General features: G+C 70.0%; 15 protein-coding genes. 4 read left to right on the plus strand and 11 right to left on the minus strand.

Annotated features, from left to right (window positions below; genetic code table 11):
• Positions 1-290: 290 nt before the first annotated feature.
• The 7 genes from fdxA to ACFW16_RS08465 are packed head-to-tail and all read right to left on the minus strand — an operon-like array spanning position 291 to position 6,735.
• Positions 291-641, minus strand: a complete 351-nt coding sequence (gene fdxA, locus ACFW16_RS08435; protein ID WP_380303766.1) for a ferredoxin — start codon at positions 639-641, stop codon at positions 291-293.
• A 9-nt stretch (positions 642-650) separates the two neighbouring features.
• Entirely contained in the window at positions 651-1,427 is a 777-nt protein-coding gene (locus ACFW16_RS08440) for an enoyl-CoA hydratase-related protein (protein WP_380303768.1), read from the minus strand.
• On the minus strand, positions 1,424-2,611 hold the full coding sequence (locus ACFW16_RS08445) for a CaiB/BaiF CoA transferase family protein (protein ID WP_380303770.1): 1,188 nt from the start codon (positions 2,609-2,611) through the stop codon (positions 1,424-1,426). The genes ACFW16_RS08440 and ACFW16_RS08445 overlap by 4 nt, the downstream gene beginning before the upstream one ends.
• Positions 2,612-2,621: 10 nt before the next feature.
• Positions 2,622-3,977: an FAD-dependent oxidoreductase gene (locus tag ACFW16_RS08450; RefSeq protein WP_380303771.1), complete on the minus strand. Its 1,356-nt coding sequence runs from the start codon at positions 3,975-3,977 to the stop codon at positions 2,622-2,624.
• Positions 3,978-4,019: 42 nt separating this feature from the next.
• Positions 4,020-4,865: an ABC transporter permease gene (locus ACFW16_RS08455; protein WP_380303773.1), complete on the minus strand. Its 846-nt coding sequence runs from the start codon at positions 4,863-4,865 to the stop codon at positions 4,020-4,022.
• On the minus strand, positions 4,865-5,683 hold the full coding sequence (locus ACFW16_RS08460) for an ABC transporter ATP-binding protein (protein WP_380303775.1): 819 nt from the start codon (positions 5,681-5,683) through the stop codon (positions 4,865-4,867). Before ACFW16_RS08460 ends, ACFW16_RS08455 begins: the two co-directional genes overlap by 1 nt.
• A 14-nt stretch (positions 5,684-5,697) precedes the next feature.
• A complete protein-coding gene (locus ACFW16_RS08465) occupies positions 5,698-6,735 on the minus strand; it encodes an ABC transporter substrate-binding protein (RefSeq protein ID WP_380303777.1) in 1,038 nt (345 codons plus the stop codon).
• A 214-nt stretch (positions 6,736-6,949) separates the two neighbouring features.
• Between ACFW16_RS08465 and ACFW16_RS08470 the strand changes: the two genes are divergently transcribed.
• A complete protein-coding gene (locus ACFW16_RS08470) occupies positions 6,950-7,900 on the plus strand; it encodes a LysR family transcriptional regulator (protein ID WP_380303779.1) in 951 nt (316 codons plus the stop codon).
• A 145-nt stretch (positions 7,901-8,045) separates the two neighbouring features.
• Positions 8,046-8,534, plus strand: a complete 489-nt coding sequence (locus ACFW16_RS08475; RefSeq protein ID WP_380303781.1) for an AAA family ATPase — start codon at positions 8,046-8,048, stop codon at positions 8,532-8,534.
• A 156-nt stretch (positions 8,535-8,690) separates the two neighbouring features.
• On the opposite strand, the gene ACFW16_RS08480 is transcribed toward ACFW16_RS08475, so the two are convergent.
• From ACFW16_RS08480 to ACFW16_RS08490, 3 genes are all read right to left on the minus strand, one after another.
• Positions 8,691-9,980 carry a cystathionine gamma-synthase family protein gene (locus ACFW16_RS08480; RefSeq protein WP_380303783.1) on the minus strand — a complete coding sequence of 430 codons (1,290 nt, stop codon included), beginning with the start codon at positions 9,978-9,980 and terminating at the stop codon, positions 8,691-8,693.
• A gap of 64 nt (positions 9,981-10,044) precedes the next feature.
• On the minus strand, positions 10,045-11,073 hold the full coding sequence (gene cydB, locus ACFW16_RS08485; RefSeq protein WP_380303785.1) for a cytochrome d ubiquinol oxidase subunit II: 1,029 nt from the start codon (positions 11,071-11,073) through the stop codon (positions 10,045-10,047).
• Between the two features lie 4 nt (positions 11,074-11,077).
• A complete protein-coding gene (locus tag ACFW16_RS08490) occupies positions 11,078-12,469 on the minus strand; it encodes a cytochrome ubiquinol oxidase subunit I (RefSeq protein WP_380303787.1) in 1,392 nt (463 codons plus the stop codon).
• A 200-nt stretch (positions 12,470-12,669) separates the two neighbouring features.
• On the opposite strand from ACFW16_RS08490, the gene ACFW16_RS08495 reads away from it, so the two are divergent.
• Positions 12,670-13,464 (plus strand): HesA/MoeB/ThiF family protein, encoded by a 795-nt coding sequence (locus tag ACFW16_RS08495; protein WP_380303788.1) that lies wholly within the window; start codon positions 12,670-12,672, stop codon positions 13,462-13,464.
• Positions 13,457-13,858, plus strand: coding sequence for a DsrE/DsrF/DrsH-like family protein (locus ACFW16_RS08500; RefSeq protein WP_380303790.1), 402 nt, complete (start codon positions 13,457-13,459; stop codon positions 13,856-13,858). Before ACFW16_RS08495 ends, ACFW16_RS08500 begins: the two co-directional genes overlap by 8 nt.
• A 26-nt stretch (positions 13,859-13,884) precedes the next feature.
• Here ACFW16_RS08500 and ACFW16_RS08505 read toward each other — a convergent pair whose 3' ends face one another.
• The gene (locus tag ACFW16_RS08505) at positions 13,885-14,517 is read right to left on the minus strand and encodes a hypothetical protein (protein ID WP_380303791.1); all 633 of its coding nucleotides are present in this window, start codon (positions 14,515-14,517) and stop codon (positions 13,885-13,887) included.
• Positions 14,518-14,680: the final 163 nt, after the last annotated feature.

Here is a 14,680-nt window from a genome sequence, read left to right on the forward strand (position 1 = left end):
GACCGGGGGCCGGTGGGGCTTCCACCGCATCCGCCGCTACGGCCTCTTGGCCAAGGGCTCCCGCGCGATCGATCTCGACCTCCTCCGGGCGCTGATCGCCGACCACGGCCGCATCGCCACCACGCCAACCCCTCAGGGCCCGGCGCGGACCGATATCCCCATAACCTCGTCTCAACTGGCCGGCACCGCTCGGGCTGACCGCGGCTTCCTCCCCTGAAGGGCTGCGGACGCCGCGCCGACCTCTCCACAGCGGACATCCACCGGAGCCCCGGAGTTCTCATTCTGTTGCACTACTGGTCCTGGCCGGCGACAGCCGTGTCGCGGCGACGTCCTGCGACCTCAGGATGGTCGAGCACGCTGACGTGCTTCCCGTCGGCGCCGCCGGGGGCGCCCCATCCGGTCACGGCAGGGCCGAAAAACTCCGCGTTGGCAGAGCGGAACGCCGCCTCCGCCGCCGGCAGCGCGTCATCGGCGAAGATCGCCTGCACCGGGCAGACCGACAGGCAGATGCCGCAGTCGATGCATTCCTCGGGGTGGATGTACATCATCCGCCCGCCCTCATAGATGCTGTCGACCGGGCAGACCTTCTGGCAGGCACCATCCTTCACGTCGATGCAGGCCGAGGCGATGATATGGGTCATTGCGCCCCCTCACCGCCCCTGCCAGCGCGGCGGGCGCTTCTCGCGGAAGGCGCTCACGCCCTCCTCCTGGTCCGCCGATCGCAGCGCCTCGACCAACGCCGGCAGGCGCAGCGCCTGGGCCTGGGCGGCGGTCAGGCCGGCCCCCGCCCGCACCATCTGCTTGACCGCGCGCACCGACAGCGGGGCGCAGGCCAGGATGTCGGCGACCCAGCGGTCGACCGCCGCGTCCAGCGTCTCCGGCGCCGCCACCTCGTTCACCAGGCCCAGCCGCAGCGCCTCCTCCGCGCCGATGCGGCGGCCGGTCAGCAGGAGGCCCATGGCCTGGACGTGGCTCAGCCGGCGGGGCAGCAGGGCGATGCCGCCGTCCAGCGCCAGCCGCCCGACGCGCGGCTCCGGCAGGCCGAAGCTCGCGGCGGTCGAGGCCACGACGATGTCGCAGCCCAGCACCATCTCCATGCCGCCACCCAAGGCGTGGCCGTTGACCCGGGCGATCACCGGGATGTCCAAGGTTTCGCGCAAGGCGATGCCGCCGAAGCCGCCCGGGCGCGGCGCAGCCCAGTAGTCCAGCCCGCTGACGCCCGATCCGTCCTTCATGTCGGCGCCGGTGCAGAAGGCGCGGTCGCCGGCTCCGGTCAGGACCACGGCGCGGATGGAGCGGTCGCGCTCGATTTCCTCCCAGATCCGGATCAGCTCCGCCTCCGTCGCCCGGTCGACCGCGTTCATCCGGTCGGGCCGGTCGAGGGTGACGCGGGCGATCTCGCCCTCGACCGTGAAGCGCACCGTCATGACAGCACCCCCGCCTCGCGCAGCGCCCGGATCCGCGACGCCGGGAAGCCGGCCTCGGCCAGCACCGCGTCGCCATCGGCGCCCAGCCCCGGCGGGGCGTGGCGGATGCGGAAGGCCGACGGGTCCATGGTCAGCGGGCTGCCGATCAGCGCCAGCGGGTCGCCCGGCTCATGCGACACCACGCTGCCATTGGCCTTGGTCTGCTCGTGCACCAGCGCGTCGGACAGCGTCAGCACCGGGGCGCAGAGCAGGTCCTGCTCGTCCAGCTTGGCCAGCCAGTGTTCCGTCGTATCGGTCGCGAAGCGCTCGCGGAACAGCGCCTGCAGCTCGGCCTTGTGCTTGACCTGGCCAGCGAAGTCGGCAGTGCGCGGATCGGCCGACAGATCGGGCAGGCCCAGCGCGGCGCAGATGTCGCGCAGCGGATTGGCCTTGAAGGCGCCGACCAGGACGACGGCGCCGTCGGTGGTGGGAAACGCGCCGGTCAGCGGATAGGCGCCCCAGCTGAAGTCGCGGCCGCGCTGCAGCCACATCGCCGCCTCCTGCATCTGCATGGCGAGCATGGATTCGAACAGCGACACCGAGACCTGCTGGCCGCGGCCGGTCTTCTCCCGCTGCAGCAGGGCCAGCAGGATCGCCTGCACCAGATGCATGCCGGCGGAGTAGTCGCACAGCGAGGTGGCGTAGATGGTCAGCGGCTCGTCGTCGTTGCACTTCCGCATCATCACGCCGGACAGGGCCTGGGCCAGGATGTCCTGGCCGCCCTTGTAGGCCAGCGGCCCGGCCTGGCCGAAGCCGGAGCCGAAGGCGCAGATGATGCGCGGGTTGATCTCCGCCAGCCGGGCGTAGCCGAAGCCCATCCGCTCCATCACCCCGGCGCGGAAGTTGTTCACGACGATGTCGGCGCCCCGGATCAGCTCGTAGACGACCTGCTTGCCCTCGTCCTGGCGCAGGTCCAGCGCGATCGACCGCTTGTTGCGGTTCAGGCTGCGGAACACCGGGTTGTTCGGCCCGTCCGGGTCGTCCGGGATCGAGCTGCGCGACAGGTCGCCGGCGCCCGGCCGCTCGATCTTGATCACGTCGGCGCCGTAATCGGCCAGCACCTGGGTGGCGCTGGGGCCGAGCATGACCTGGGAGAAGTCGATCACCCGGATGCCGGACAGCGGCTGAATCCCGTCGCTTTGCATGCTGCTTCCCCTATTCCGCGGCTTCCGCCACCTGCGCATTGGCCGCCGGCCGGTCGCCCGGATCGGCCCCCTGGGCCCGCAGCGTGGCCTGCAGCCGGGCGACGTCCACCCGGTCGACGCCGACGCCGGCCTGCACCGCCAGCGCCGCCGCCACGCCCGCGGCCTCGCCCATCGCCATGCAGGGCGGGATCTCGCGCGAGATGCGCTGGGCGGCGGAGGTGGCGGAGTAGTGGCGACCGGCGACCAGCAGCTGCGACACGTCGCGGGGCAGCAGCGACCGGTACGGGGTGTAGTAGTCGCGGCCGCGGGCGATGCTGTCGGCGAAGTGGCGGCGCTGGGTCACGTCCTCCTTCGACACGACGTGGACACCGTCCAGCAGGCGGCTCTGGCGCACGCCGACCTGGGGCGCCACATCGACCACGAAGGCGTTCTCGAAGCCCGGCATCTTCTCCCTTGCATAGGCGACCAGCGCGGCGATCCGGTCGCGGCCCTGGAAGTCGGCGCGGGTCAGGTCGTCGACCTTCAGCCCGTCGAAGCCGGCCATGTGCGGGCAGTTGCACCAGACCAGCCCGGCCAGCGGCGTCTTCAGCCACCATTTGTCCCAGGACCCGCCCATGATCCGCTTGGCCTCGCGGTCCAGCGCGGCGAAGGCCTCCGGCTCCTCGTATTCGAAACGCTCGGCCGCTTCGGTGTCGACGCCGCCGAGGCGGAACACGGTGGTGACGATGAAGGCACCATGGATGAAGGGCGCGCCGGCCGAGGCGGCGACGTCGAGGTCGCCGGTGGCGTCGATCACCACCGCCCCCATGATCGCCTGGCGGCCTTCCTTGCTGTCGCAGATCACGCCGGTGATGCGCCCGTCCTCGACGATGGCGCGCGAGAACCAGCTGTGCAGCCGCAGGGTGACCCCGGCCTCGCGCACCAGGTCGTTGGCGACGCGCTTGTAGCCGTCGGGGTCGAAGGCGGCGGCGTAGCAGATCGGCTGCGGCTTCATGTGGGAGTGGAAGTCGAACACGCCCCAGCGCGACCATTTCCGCCACATCGCCGGGTCCGACCGGCGATCGGCCTCCGGCGGCGCGACGCACAGGCCGATCCGCTCCATCCGATCGATCATCTCGCCGCACAGGCCGCGGACGCTGATCTCGGCGCCGTTGCTCATGTCGTCCAGCACCAGGACCATGCCGCCCGAGGCGAGGCCGCCGAGATAGGCGTAGCGTTCGAGCAGGATCACCGACAGGCCGTTGCGGGCAGCAGCGACGGCGGCGGAGATGCCGGCCGGCCCGCCGCCGACGACGACGAGGTCGGCGCGCGCCGCGACCGGGATCCGGCCTTCGGGTTCGACAATGGTGTCAGAGGACGTGGCCATGCTCGCGGGCTCCGGAATGAGGTCGGGAGGTGGGACCGCGCGTCAGGCGGCGTGGACGTTCCATTTCAGGAAGCGGTGCTCGGCCCAGCTGATCACGCCGAAGAAGGTGGCCGAGAACACCGAGCCGACGACGATGGTGGCGTAGAGCAGCGGCGAGTCGAAGTTGTAGGTCGCCTGGATGATCAGTGCGCCGATGCCCTTGGTGGCGCCGATCCATTCGCCGACGATGGCGCCGATCACCGCGGTCGACGCCGCGATCTTCAGCGCCGAGAACAGGTAGGGCAGCGCATTCTTCAGGCGCAGCTTGACGAACACCTCGCGCGGCGAGGCCGACAGGATGCGCATCAGCTCCAGCTGCTGCGGGCTGACGTCGCGCAGGCCGCGGGTCATGTTGACCAGGGTCGGGAAGAAGCAGATCAGCGCCGCGATGGCGATCTTCGGCTCCATGCCGTTGCCCAGCAGCAGCACCAGGATCGGCGCCTTGGCCACCACCGGGATGGTGTTGACCATCACCGCGACCGGGAAGAACGCTTCCTCCAGCGTCCGCTTCCAGACGAAGGCGACCGCGATCAGGATCGCCGCGGCGTTGCCCAGCAGGAAGCCCAGCACCGCCTCGATCGCGGTCGGCGCCAGATTCGACAGCAGCATGCCGGATTTGGCGACCAGCACCTTGGCGACGGCGCTGGGCGCCGGGGCGATGAAGGGCTTGATGCCGAACAGCGGCACCGCGATCTCCCACAGCACCAGGATCGCGGCCACGGCCAGGACCGGCAGCAGGCGGCGGCGCCAGGCCAGGAAGCGCTGCGTGCCGGCGAAGGCGGCCTGGGCCTCGGCATCCTCGGCGAAGGCGCCGGCCATGGGCAAGGTGTCGGTGGCGGGCGCGACCATCAGCAGGCCTCCAGCACGCGCCGCAGCCGGGCGGCGAGGTCGACGAACTCCCGGGTCTCGCGCACCAGGATGCGGCGCGGCGACGGCAGGTCGACCGGCACCAGCTCGCGCACCCGGCCGGGCCGGGCGGCCAGCAGCAGCACCTCCTGCCCCAGGAAGGCAGCCTCGTAGATCGAATGGGTGACGAACAGGATGGTCGTGCCCGTCTCCTCCCACACCCGCAGCAGCTCCTCGTTCAACCGGTCGCGGGTGATCTCGTCGAGCGCGCCGAAGGGCTCGTCCATCAGCAGCAGCTTCGGGTCGTTGGCCAGCGCCCGGGCGATCGAGACGCGCTGGCGCATGCCGCCCGACAGCTCGTGCGGGAAGGCGTTCTCCCAGCCGCCGAGGCCGACCAGGTCCAAGAGCTCGCGCGGGCTGCGCTTGCCAGGGCGGGCGCGGCCGACCTCGAGCGGCAGCTCGACATTCTGCAGCGCCGTGCGCCAGGGCAAGAGGGCCGCATCCTGGAACACGAAGCCGATATCGCGCCGCTCGCGCGCCGCCGAGGCGCTGCCGCCGAGCACGCGGACGGCGCCGCTGGTCGGCGGGATCAGGTCGGCCACCACCCGCAACAGGGTGGACTTGCCGCAGCCGGACGGGCCCAGCAGGGTGACGAAGCCGCCGGGCCGGACCGTCAGGTCGATGCCCTCCAGCGCGGTCACGGTGCCGCGTTCGGTGGTGAAGCGGACCGTCACCCGGTCCAGGCGGATGGCGGGCTCCGCGGCCGGGGCGGCGGCGGGCGGCTCGATGCGGACTGCGCGGTCCAGGGCGATGGCGGGCATGGGCGCGCTTCCCCTCAGCCGATCTTCGGACGGTTGCCGCGGGTGGCGTCCAGCACTGCGGTGGTCATCACCGCGTCGATCGGCGGCGTGCCGGCGGAGAACTGGTCGAGCCCGGCATAGAGGTCGATCTGCTCCTGCCACACCGCGGGATCGAAGCAGCCCCAGCCATCCTGTTTGGTCTTCTCGGTGAAGACGTAGTCGAGCAGGGTCTTGCAGGCCGCCAGCTCGTCCTCGCGCACCGCGTCCGGATATTCCTGCAGGAACAGGTCGACCGCCTGCTCCGGCTTCTCCCGCGCATATTGCCAGCCGCGGCCGGCGGCGCGCAGGAAGCCGGCCAGCAGGTCGCCCTGGCTTTCGATGGTCTCGGCCGTGGCGTAGTAGGGCATGGCGTAGAGCCGCACGCCCTGGTCCCACAGCCGCATGGTGATCATGTCGGGGCCCAGCACCTTCAGCGCGGTGCGGTTGGTCTCCCACCCCGTGATGCAGTCGACCTGACCGGTCAAGAGCGGCGACATGTCGGCGCCGATCACCACGACCTCGACGTCGCTTTCGGCGATGCCGTGCTTGCGCAGCAGGGCCGACAGCAGGATCCGGCCGGTGGCCTGCACCCCGACCTTCTTTCCGACCATGTCCTGCGCCGAGCGGACCGGCGCCGCCGGCAGCGAGAAGTAGCTGTAGGGGTGCTGCTGCGCGCCGACGGCGAAGCATTTCACCGGGATGCCCTGCGACGCCGCCAGCAGCAGCGAGGGGCTGGAGGAGACCTGGCCGATCTCGAACCGGCCGGAGGCGACGATGGCGACGCCGTCGATGCTGGGCCCGCCCGGCTGGATCGCGAAGTCGATCTTCTCCTCGTCGAAATAGCCGAGGCGCTTGGCCACGATCTCGCCCAGCTGGTTGTCATTCGCCAGCCAGCCGAGCTGCATGTTGATGTGTCGGGTGCCGGAGGCGGCCCGGGCCAAACGGGGAATCACCGTGGGGCAGGCCAGCCCGCCGGCCAGCGCCAGACCGGTCCTGAGCACATCTCGCCGGCTGGCGGAGAGCGTCGTCGCCATGAAGCCATCTCCTCTTTGGGGTCGCAATGGACCCGGAGCTTCCCTGCCGATGCGGCTCTTGGCGGTGTCGCTCGTCGTGGCTTCCTGGGGCGACCGGTCCGCGCTCGGATCCACAACTTTATGGGTGCTTCGGCGCGCTTCGGAAGAATAGAATTTCGCGCGAGGTGATGCCTTTTCGGCATCACCCAAGGACGGGCTTCAGGGGGCGACCGGCATGCATGCGGTGGTGCTGCGCTATCTCGACCATGTCGCGCGGCTGGGCTCGATCCGCCGGGCGGCGGAGGCGCTGAACGTCGCCTCCTCCGCCGTCAACCGGCAGATCCTGAAGCTGGAGGCGGAAATGGGCGCGGCGCTGTTCGAGCGGCGCGGCAACGGCGTCCGCCTGACGCCGGCCGGCGAGCACCTGCTGCGCCACGCCCGGCACACGCTGGCGGAGTGGCAGCGCACCTGCAACGACATCGCTGCCCTGTCCGGCGACCTGCACGGCGAGGTGCGGGTGGTGGCGATCCCGTCGCTGCTGGTTCGGGTGGTGCCGCGGGCGATCGAGGCGGTGGCCATGCAGCACCCGCACATCTCCTTCCGCGTCATCGACGCCGACCCGGCCGAGCATGTCGAGGAGATGCGCGCCGGCCGGCCCGACCTGGCGCTGCTGTTCATCGACCGGCGCCAGCGCAGCTACGAGCTGACGGCCCGGCTGCGCACCGCGCTGGGCGCGATCATGCGGCCGGACCATCCGCTGGCCTCGGCCGAGGGCGTCACCCTGACGCAATGCGCCGACTATCCGGTGGTGATGCTGAACGACCCCTGGCTGCTCGACGCGGTGTCGGAGAGCGAGTTCATCCACAGCGGCGCCCAGTTCACCGCCCGCATCCTGTCGAATTCGCTGACCGTGATGAAGGCGGCGATGCGTTCCGGCCTCGGCATCGGCTTCTTCACCCCGACCGGCTTCGTCGACGAGATCCGAAGCGGCGAGCTGGTCTGCGTGCCGCTGATGGAGCCGGGGCTGGCGGGCAGCGAGATCGGACTGTTCGTCCACCGGGACCGGGCGGCGGCCCCGCACATTCAGGTGCTGGCCGAAGAACTGGGCCGGCAATTCCAGAGCCTGGCAGAGGACATCGCCGATATGGGCCGATCAGCGGGCGAGGGTCGCCTCGGACAATATTAAATCCCTTGTCGGGTTCAGAGCTGCTGCTCCGCTTCGGCAATGGGCTGGAGGGCGCCAGAAGCGGACGCCGCAAGGCGGTCGTGGCCATTGCCGGCTTTCCGGCGAGCGGCTTAAGCTCGCCGTGCGACGCAGGATCTGAGTGGAAATGGGTGTCAGAAACTATCTGGTCGAAGGCGTTTCCGGCACAGGCAAGACCTCAGTCTGCGACGAGCTGCGACGGCGCGGCTACCATGCGATCAACGGCGACAGGGAGTTGTCGTATCAGGGCGATCCGAAAACCGGTGAACCGGTGGATGGCTTTGCGCACGAGCATCACATCTGGGACGTCGACAAGGTCAGAGCCCTGGTTGCCGACGAGACCAATGCGATGTCCTTCTTCTGTGGCGGGTCCAGAAATTTCCCCCGCTTCATCCATCTGTTTGACGGGGTCTTTGTGCTCGACGTCGATCTCGACACGTTGAACCGGCGGCTTGCCTCGAGACCGGAAAACGAGTGGGGCGGACGCTGGATCGAACGGGACCTTGTCGCGCGATTGCATGCCACGAAAGAAGACATTCCGAAGAGTGGCATCATCATCGACGCCACTGCACCGATCCCGCGCGTCGTCGACGAGATCCTGAGCAAATGCAGGTAGGAGCCGAATGCAGTCAGCCGGCCAAAGATCCGACAGGTCGGGATAAGTGACGCGCCCTGCCCCCTCCCGCGAGGGGAGGGGGACTAAAAAGAGGTGACGGCAATTCCGAAAAGGTCTCGCCTGGCGGGAGAGGCGCCGCAAACCGCGGCGAGGGGGCTACTCCGCGCTGGCGGCCAGGGCCTGGGTCAGGTCGGCGACCAGGTCCTCGACATGCTCGATGCCGATCGAGACGCGGATGGTGGCGTCGGAGATGCCGATCCGCTCCCGCGTCTCCTTCGGCACGCCGGAATGCACCGTGGTCGCCGGGTGGCAGACCAGCGATTCGGTGCCGCCGAGGCTGACCGCGAGCTTGAAGATCCTGAGCGCGTTGAGGAAGCGGAAGGCCTCGGCCTCGCCGCCCTTGATGTCGAAGGAGAAGGTGGTGCCGGCGCCGGTGCATTGCCGGTCGAGCACCGCCCGTTCCGGGCTGCCCTCGGGCAGCAGCGCCGGGTAGTAGACCCGGGCGACCTGCGGATGCTCGGCCAGGAACCGGGTCACGGTCTCGGCGTTGCGGCAGGCCGCGGTCATGCGCAGCGACAGCGTCTCCAGCGACCGAGCGATCATCCAGGCCGAATGCGGGTCGAGCTGGGTGCCGATGGCGCCGCGCAGCAGCTTGACCTGCCTGACCTGGTCGCGCCGGCCCAGGACCGCGCCGGCCACCAGGTCGCTGTGGCCGCCGACGTATTTGGTCAGGGAATAGACCACGATATCGGTGCCGTGCCGGATCGGCTTCTGGAAGATCGGGCCCAGCAGGGTGTTGTCGCAGACCACCACCGGGGTGTGGCCCTGCTTCGCCCCGATCTCGTCGGCCACGGCGCGCACCAGCTCGAGATCGACCAGGGTGTTGAGCGGGTTCGACGGCGTCTCGACCAGGATCACCGAGACCCGGCCCTTGGCCGTCGCCTCGTCGGCCGCGGCCCGGATCACGGCGCCGTCGACGCCGTCGGCGAAGCCGACCGAGGCGATCTGGAACGGCGCCAGGGTGCGCGCGATCAGCGTCTCGGTGCCGCCATACAGCGGCTGGCTGTGCAGGATCACGTCGCCCGGCCGGGCGAAGGCCAGCAGCGTGGTCGCGATCGCCGACATGCCGCTGGAGAAGATGCCCGCCGCCTCGGCGCCCTCGTAGATCGCCAGGCGGTCCTCGACGATCTCGCTGTTGGGGTGGTTGAAGCGGGTGTAGACCAGCCCGGCGTCGACGCCCGGCTTCGGCTCGCGCCGGCCGGCGGTGTAGTCGAAGAAGTCGCGCCCGTCCTCCGCCGACTTGAAGACGAAGGTCGAGGTCAGGAACACCGGCTGCTTGACCGCGCCCTCGGACAGGGTCGGGTCGTAGCCGTAGCCGAGCATCAGCGTCTCGGGGTGCAGCTTGTGGTTGCCGATGCGGTCCTTGCGGTAGCCCGATCCGGCCATGGGGAGTCTCCTGGGAAAGTGTTGGCGCGGAGACTACCCCGGATCGCAGTTCCGCAACCATGGCTCAGTGGTCGTAGCCCTCGCCGGCCTTCACCTTGCCGCGGAACACCCAGTAGGCATAGGTGGTGTAGACTAGGATCAGCGGGATCAGGAAGGCGACGCCGATCAGCAGGAACAGCTGCGACGAGGCCGGCGCGGCGACGTCCCAGATGGTCAGGTCCGGCGGCACCACCTTGGGCCACAGGCTGATCGCCAGGCCGGTGTAGCCGAGCACGAACAGCGCCATGGTGTAGAGGAACGGCCCGTAATCCGAGCCGCGCTGCAGCGACAGCCACAGCCGCCAGGCGAACAGCACCACCAGGATCGGCACCGGCGCGAAATACGCGATGTTCGGCCAGGTGAACCAGCGGTCGGCGATCGCCCGGTCCAGGAACGGCACCCAGAGGCTGACCACCGCCATGAAGAACAGCACGCCGAGCAGCAGGCGGAGGGTGGCGTCCCGCGCCCAGCCCTGCAGCGGCCCTTCCGTCTTCATCACTAGCCAGGCGGCGCCGAGCAGGCCGTAGCCGAGCACCAGGGCGATTCCGGTCATCAGGCTGAAGGGCGAGACCCAGTGGAACGCCCCGCCGGTGTAGTGGCCGCCCGAGAGCGGGAAGCCCTGGACGAAGGTGCCCAGCACCACGCCCTGGAAGAAGGTGGCGAGCAGGCTGCCGCCGGCGAAGGCCACGGTCCACAGCCATTTGCTGGTGTGCGCCTTGAACCGGAACTCGAAGGCGACGCCGCGGAAGATCAGCCCCATCACCATGAAGGTGATCGGCAGGTACAGCGCCGGCAGGATGATCGAGAAGGCCACGGGGAACACCGCCAGGAGGACGACGCCGCCCAGTACCAGCCAGGTCTCGTTGCCGTCCCAGATCGGCGCGACCGAGCTCATCATCAGGTCGCGGTCCTCCTCGGTGCGGGCCCAGGGGAAGAGGATCCCGACGCCGAGGTCGAACCCGTCCATCAGCACATACATGAACACCCCGGCGGCGGCGATCGCGGCCCAGATCAGGGGCAGGACGGTCGAGATCGTCCAGACTTCCGGCGTCATGGCTTCACTCCCGGGATTCGAAGGAGGCGTCGGGCAGGGAGAACGGCCGCGCCGGAGTCTTGAAGGTCTCCTCGCGGTCGGATTCGGGGGCTTCCGGCCCGATCCGCACCAGCTTGACGATGTAGTAGACGGCGGAGCCGAGCAGGATGGCGTAGACCAGGACGAACAGGGCCAGCGACAGCAGCACGCTGCCGCCGCCGACCGGGGACAGCGCGTCGGCGGTGCGCAGGATGCCCTGCACCACCCAGGGCTGGCGGCCGATCTCGGTGGTGAACCAGCCGGCGATCACGGCGACGAAGCCGGAGGGCAGCATCGCCACCATGAAGCGCTGGAACCAGCGGCTGTCGTAGAGCCGGCCGGTCGCCCGCAGCCACAGGCCGAGCAGGCCGGCGCCGAGCATCAGGAAGCCCAAGCCCACCATGATCCGGAAGGTCCAGAACACGATCGCGACCGGCGGCCGGTCCGCGGCCGGGAAGTCCTTCAGCCCCTGCACCGTGCCGTCCCAGCTGTGGGTCAGGATCAGCGATCCGAGATGCGGGATCTCGAGCACGAAGTCGTTCTTCTCGCCGCCCTGGTCGGGCCAGGCGAACAGGATCAGCGGCACGTCCGAGCCGGTCTCCCAATGCGCCTCGATCGCCGCCAGCTTGACCGGCTGGCGCTCGCGCACCTCCAGCCCCGCCTGGTCGCCGATGAAGATCTGCAGCGGCGCCAGCACCGCGATCAGCCACAGCGCCATCGAGAAGGCCTGGCGCGATTCCAGCACGCTGCGGCCGCGCAGCAGGTACCAGGCCGAGACGCCGGCGATGACGAAGGCGGTGGTCAGATAGGCCGCCACCACGGTGTGCAGGAAGCGCACCGGGAAGGACGGGTTGAACACGATCGCCAGCCAGTCGGCCGGGACCAGGGCGCCGTCCACCACCTCGAACCCCGCCGGAGTGTGCAGGAAGGAGTTGGCCGACAGGATCCAGAAGGCGGAGATGGCGGTGCCGACCGCCACCGCGGCGGTGGCGCCGAAATGGACGATGCGCGGGACCTTGTCCCAGCCGAACAGCATGATGCCGAGGAAGCCGGCCTCGAGGAAGAAGGCGGTCACCACCTCGTAGCCCAGCAGCGGCCCGAGGATGCTGCCCCCGGCCCGGGTCAGGCCGGCCCAGTTCGTGCCGAACTGGTAGGTCATGACGATGCCGGTGACGACGCCGACGCCGAAGGAGACCGCGAAGATCTTGATCCAGAACTTGTAGAGCGTCCGGTATTCCGCCCGTCCCGTCCTCAGATACAGCCCTTCCAGCACCGCCAGCCAGCTGGCGATGCCGATGGTGAAGGCCGGGAACAGGAAGTGGAACGAGACGACGAAGGCGAATTGGAACCGGGAGAGGAGGACCGGATCGAGATCCATGACAATTCTCCTTCGGCGACCGACTGGCTCCGGTCGCCTTATTTCTTGGCTCGGAAAGAATATGCCACGATTCCACCGATCGCCCACGAACTTCCCGACGTGCTATAAGGCCCCAGCCGGGCGACGCGTCGCAGCGCAGCGAAGCGGCTGGCCGTGCTAGGGCTGTTCCTTCCCCCGGGACGGAGGGCTATGCTCGCGCCATGAGCTTCACCGACGCCCAGATCAAGCGCTATGCGCGCCACATCCTGCTGCCCGAGGTCGGCGGCAAGGGTCAGGAGAAGCTGCTGGCCGCCCGGGTGCTGGTGATCGGCGCCGGCGGCCTCGGCTCGCCCCTGCTGCTCTATCTCGCCGCCGCCGGCATCGGCACGATCGGCATCTGCGACGACGACCTGGTCGAGCTGTCCAACCTGCAGCGCCAGGTGGTGCACGACACCACCACGCTGGGCCAGCTGAAGGTCGACAGCGCCATCGCCCGGCTGCGGACGCTGAACCCGGAGGTCAGGGTCGAGCGCTTCGCCGACCGGCTGACCGCGGCGACGGCGCTGGAGCGGGTCGCCGCCTTCGACATCACGGTCGACGGCAGCGACAACTTCGCCACCCGCTACCTGCTGAACGACGCCTGCTTCCTGGCGCAACGGCCGCTGGTCTCGGCCGCGATGCTGCGCTTCGAGGCGCAGCTGTCGACCTTCAAGGCGCATCTCGGCGCGCCGCACCCCTGCTATCGCTGCCTGTTCCCGGCGCCGCCCGACCCGGGCACGGTGCCCAGCTGCTCCGAGGCCGGGGTGTTCGGCGCCCTGCCGGGCGTGCTGGGGTCGATGCAGGCGATCGAGACGATCAAGGAGATCCTGGGCATCGGCGAGGGCCTGTCCGGCCGCCTGCTGCTGTACGACGCGCTGGAGGCGCGGCTGCGCGAGATCGCCCTGCCGCGCGACCCGGACTGCCCGGTCTGCGGCGACCATCCGACGCTGACCGACCTGTCGCATCACCATGGCTGACGCGGGCATCGGCGCGCTGTCGATCGTGGTGTTCGACGGCCGCTTCGACCGGGTGCACTACGCCCTGGTCCTGGCCAGCGCCGCCGCCGCGACCAACCGCCCGGCGACGCTGTTCTTCACCGGCCGGGCGCTGCGGGCCCTGCTGCCCGAGGGCTGGCGCCGGCTGGACGGCGACGCCGAGGCGCAGGAGGCGGAGCTCGCCGCCCGGCGGGTGGCGACCTTCGCCGAACTCATGGACGCCTGCCGGGCGCTGGGCGTCCGCTTCATCGCCTGCGAGATGGGGCTGCGCGCGTTCGGCCTCGCCGCCGTCGACCTGGCGGTGCCGGCCGAGATCGCCGGCGTCGTCACCCTGCTGGCCGAATCGCCGCGCGACGGCCAGCTGCTGTTCATCTGACCCGGCCCGGCCGAGAGATCGGTCTCTCAGGACACCGGCACGCGGAACATGAAGGACGGTGCCGAGGTCAGCCGGTCGCTGCGGCTGCCGGACGGGCCGTTGGTCGAGAGCTCCACCGACCGGGAGTCGCCGGTGAGCGGCCCGGCGAAGACGAAGTTGGCGGCCGCCCGGGATCGCGGCGCCACCTGCACCTCCGGATTGCCGGCCGGCGGCACGAAGGGATGGCTGCGGCCCCTGTCGTCCACCAGCACCAGGCCGCCGGCGCGATTGAGCGATACGGGCCGGTCGGACAGGTTGGTGATGCTGGCGGAGACGATGACGCTGTCGGCCCGGTAGGTGATGCCGGTCAGCATCATCGAAACGCCGCTCGGGTGCGCCTGCTGCTGCTCGAGCGCGACGGTGCGGCCGGCGTCCTGGCCGCCCGGTGCGGCCGGAACCGCAGCGGATACCCCGGGCGCCGCCGGCGCGGGGGGCGCCGGCGCCATCACCGGCCGTTCCGGCCGCGACGGCACGCCCGGCTTGACCAACGGCTGGGACGGGGTGGGGCTCGACGGGGCCCGGCCGGGCGGCGGCTGCAACGGGTCCAACGGGACCTGGGCCCGGGCCGCCGTCGCGGCCGCCATCACGGCAAGCGCGATCAAAATCGGCCGAAATTTCATCAAAATCCTCCCGACCACGTTGCTTGTTCAACCCGCGGTCCGGCCCGCTGTTCCCGCCCGGAAGCGCCGCGAAGTCGCTTTGCGCATCTCAAAAGAATGATACCGTGAAGGAGATTCGGCGCGAGCCGCGCGGAAGACTGCACAGATGCCCCTTGATCAGAGC

The sequence above is a fragment of the Inquilinus sp. NPDC058860 genome, from assembly GCF_042743185.1.
In the GTDB taxonomy this organism is placed as follows: Bacteria; Pseudomonadota; Alphaproteobacteria; order DSM-16000; family Inquilinaceae; genus Inquilinus.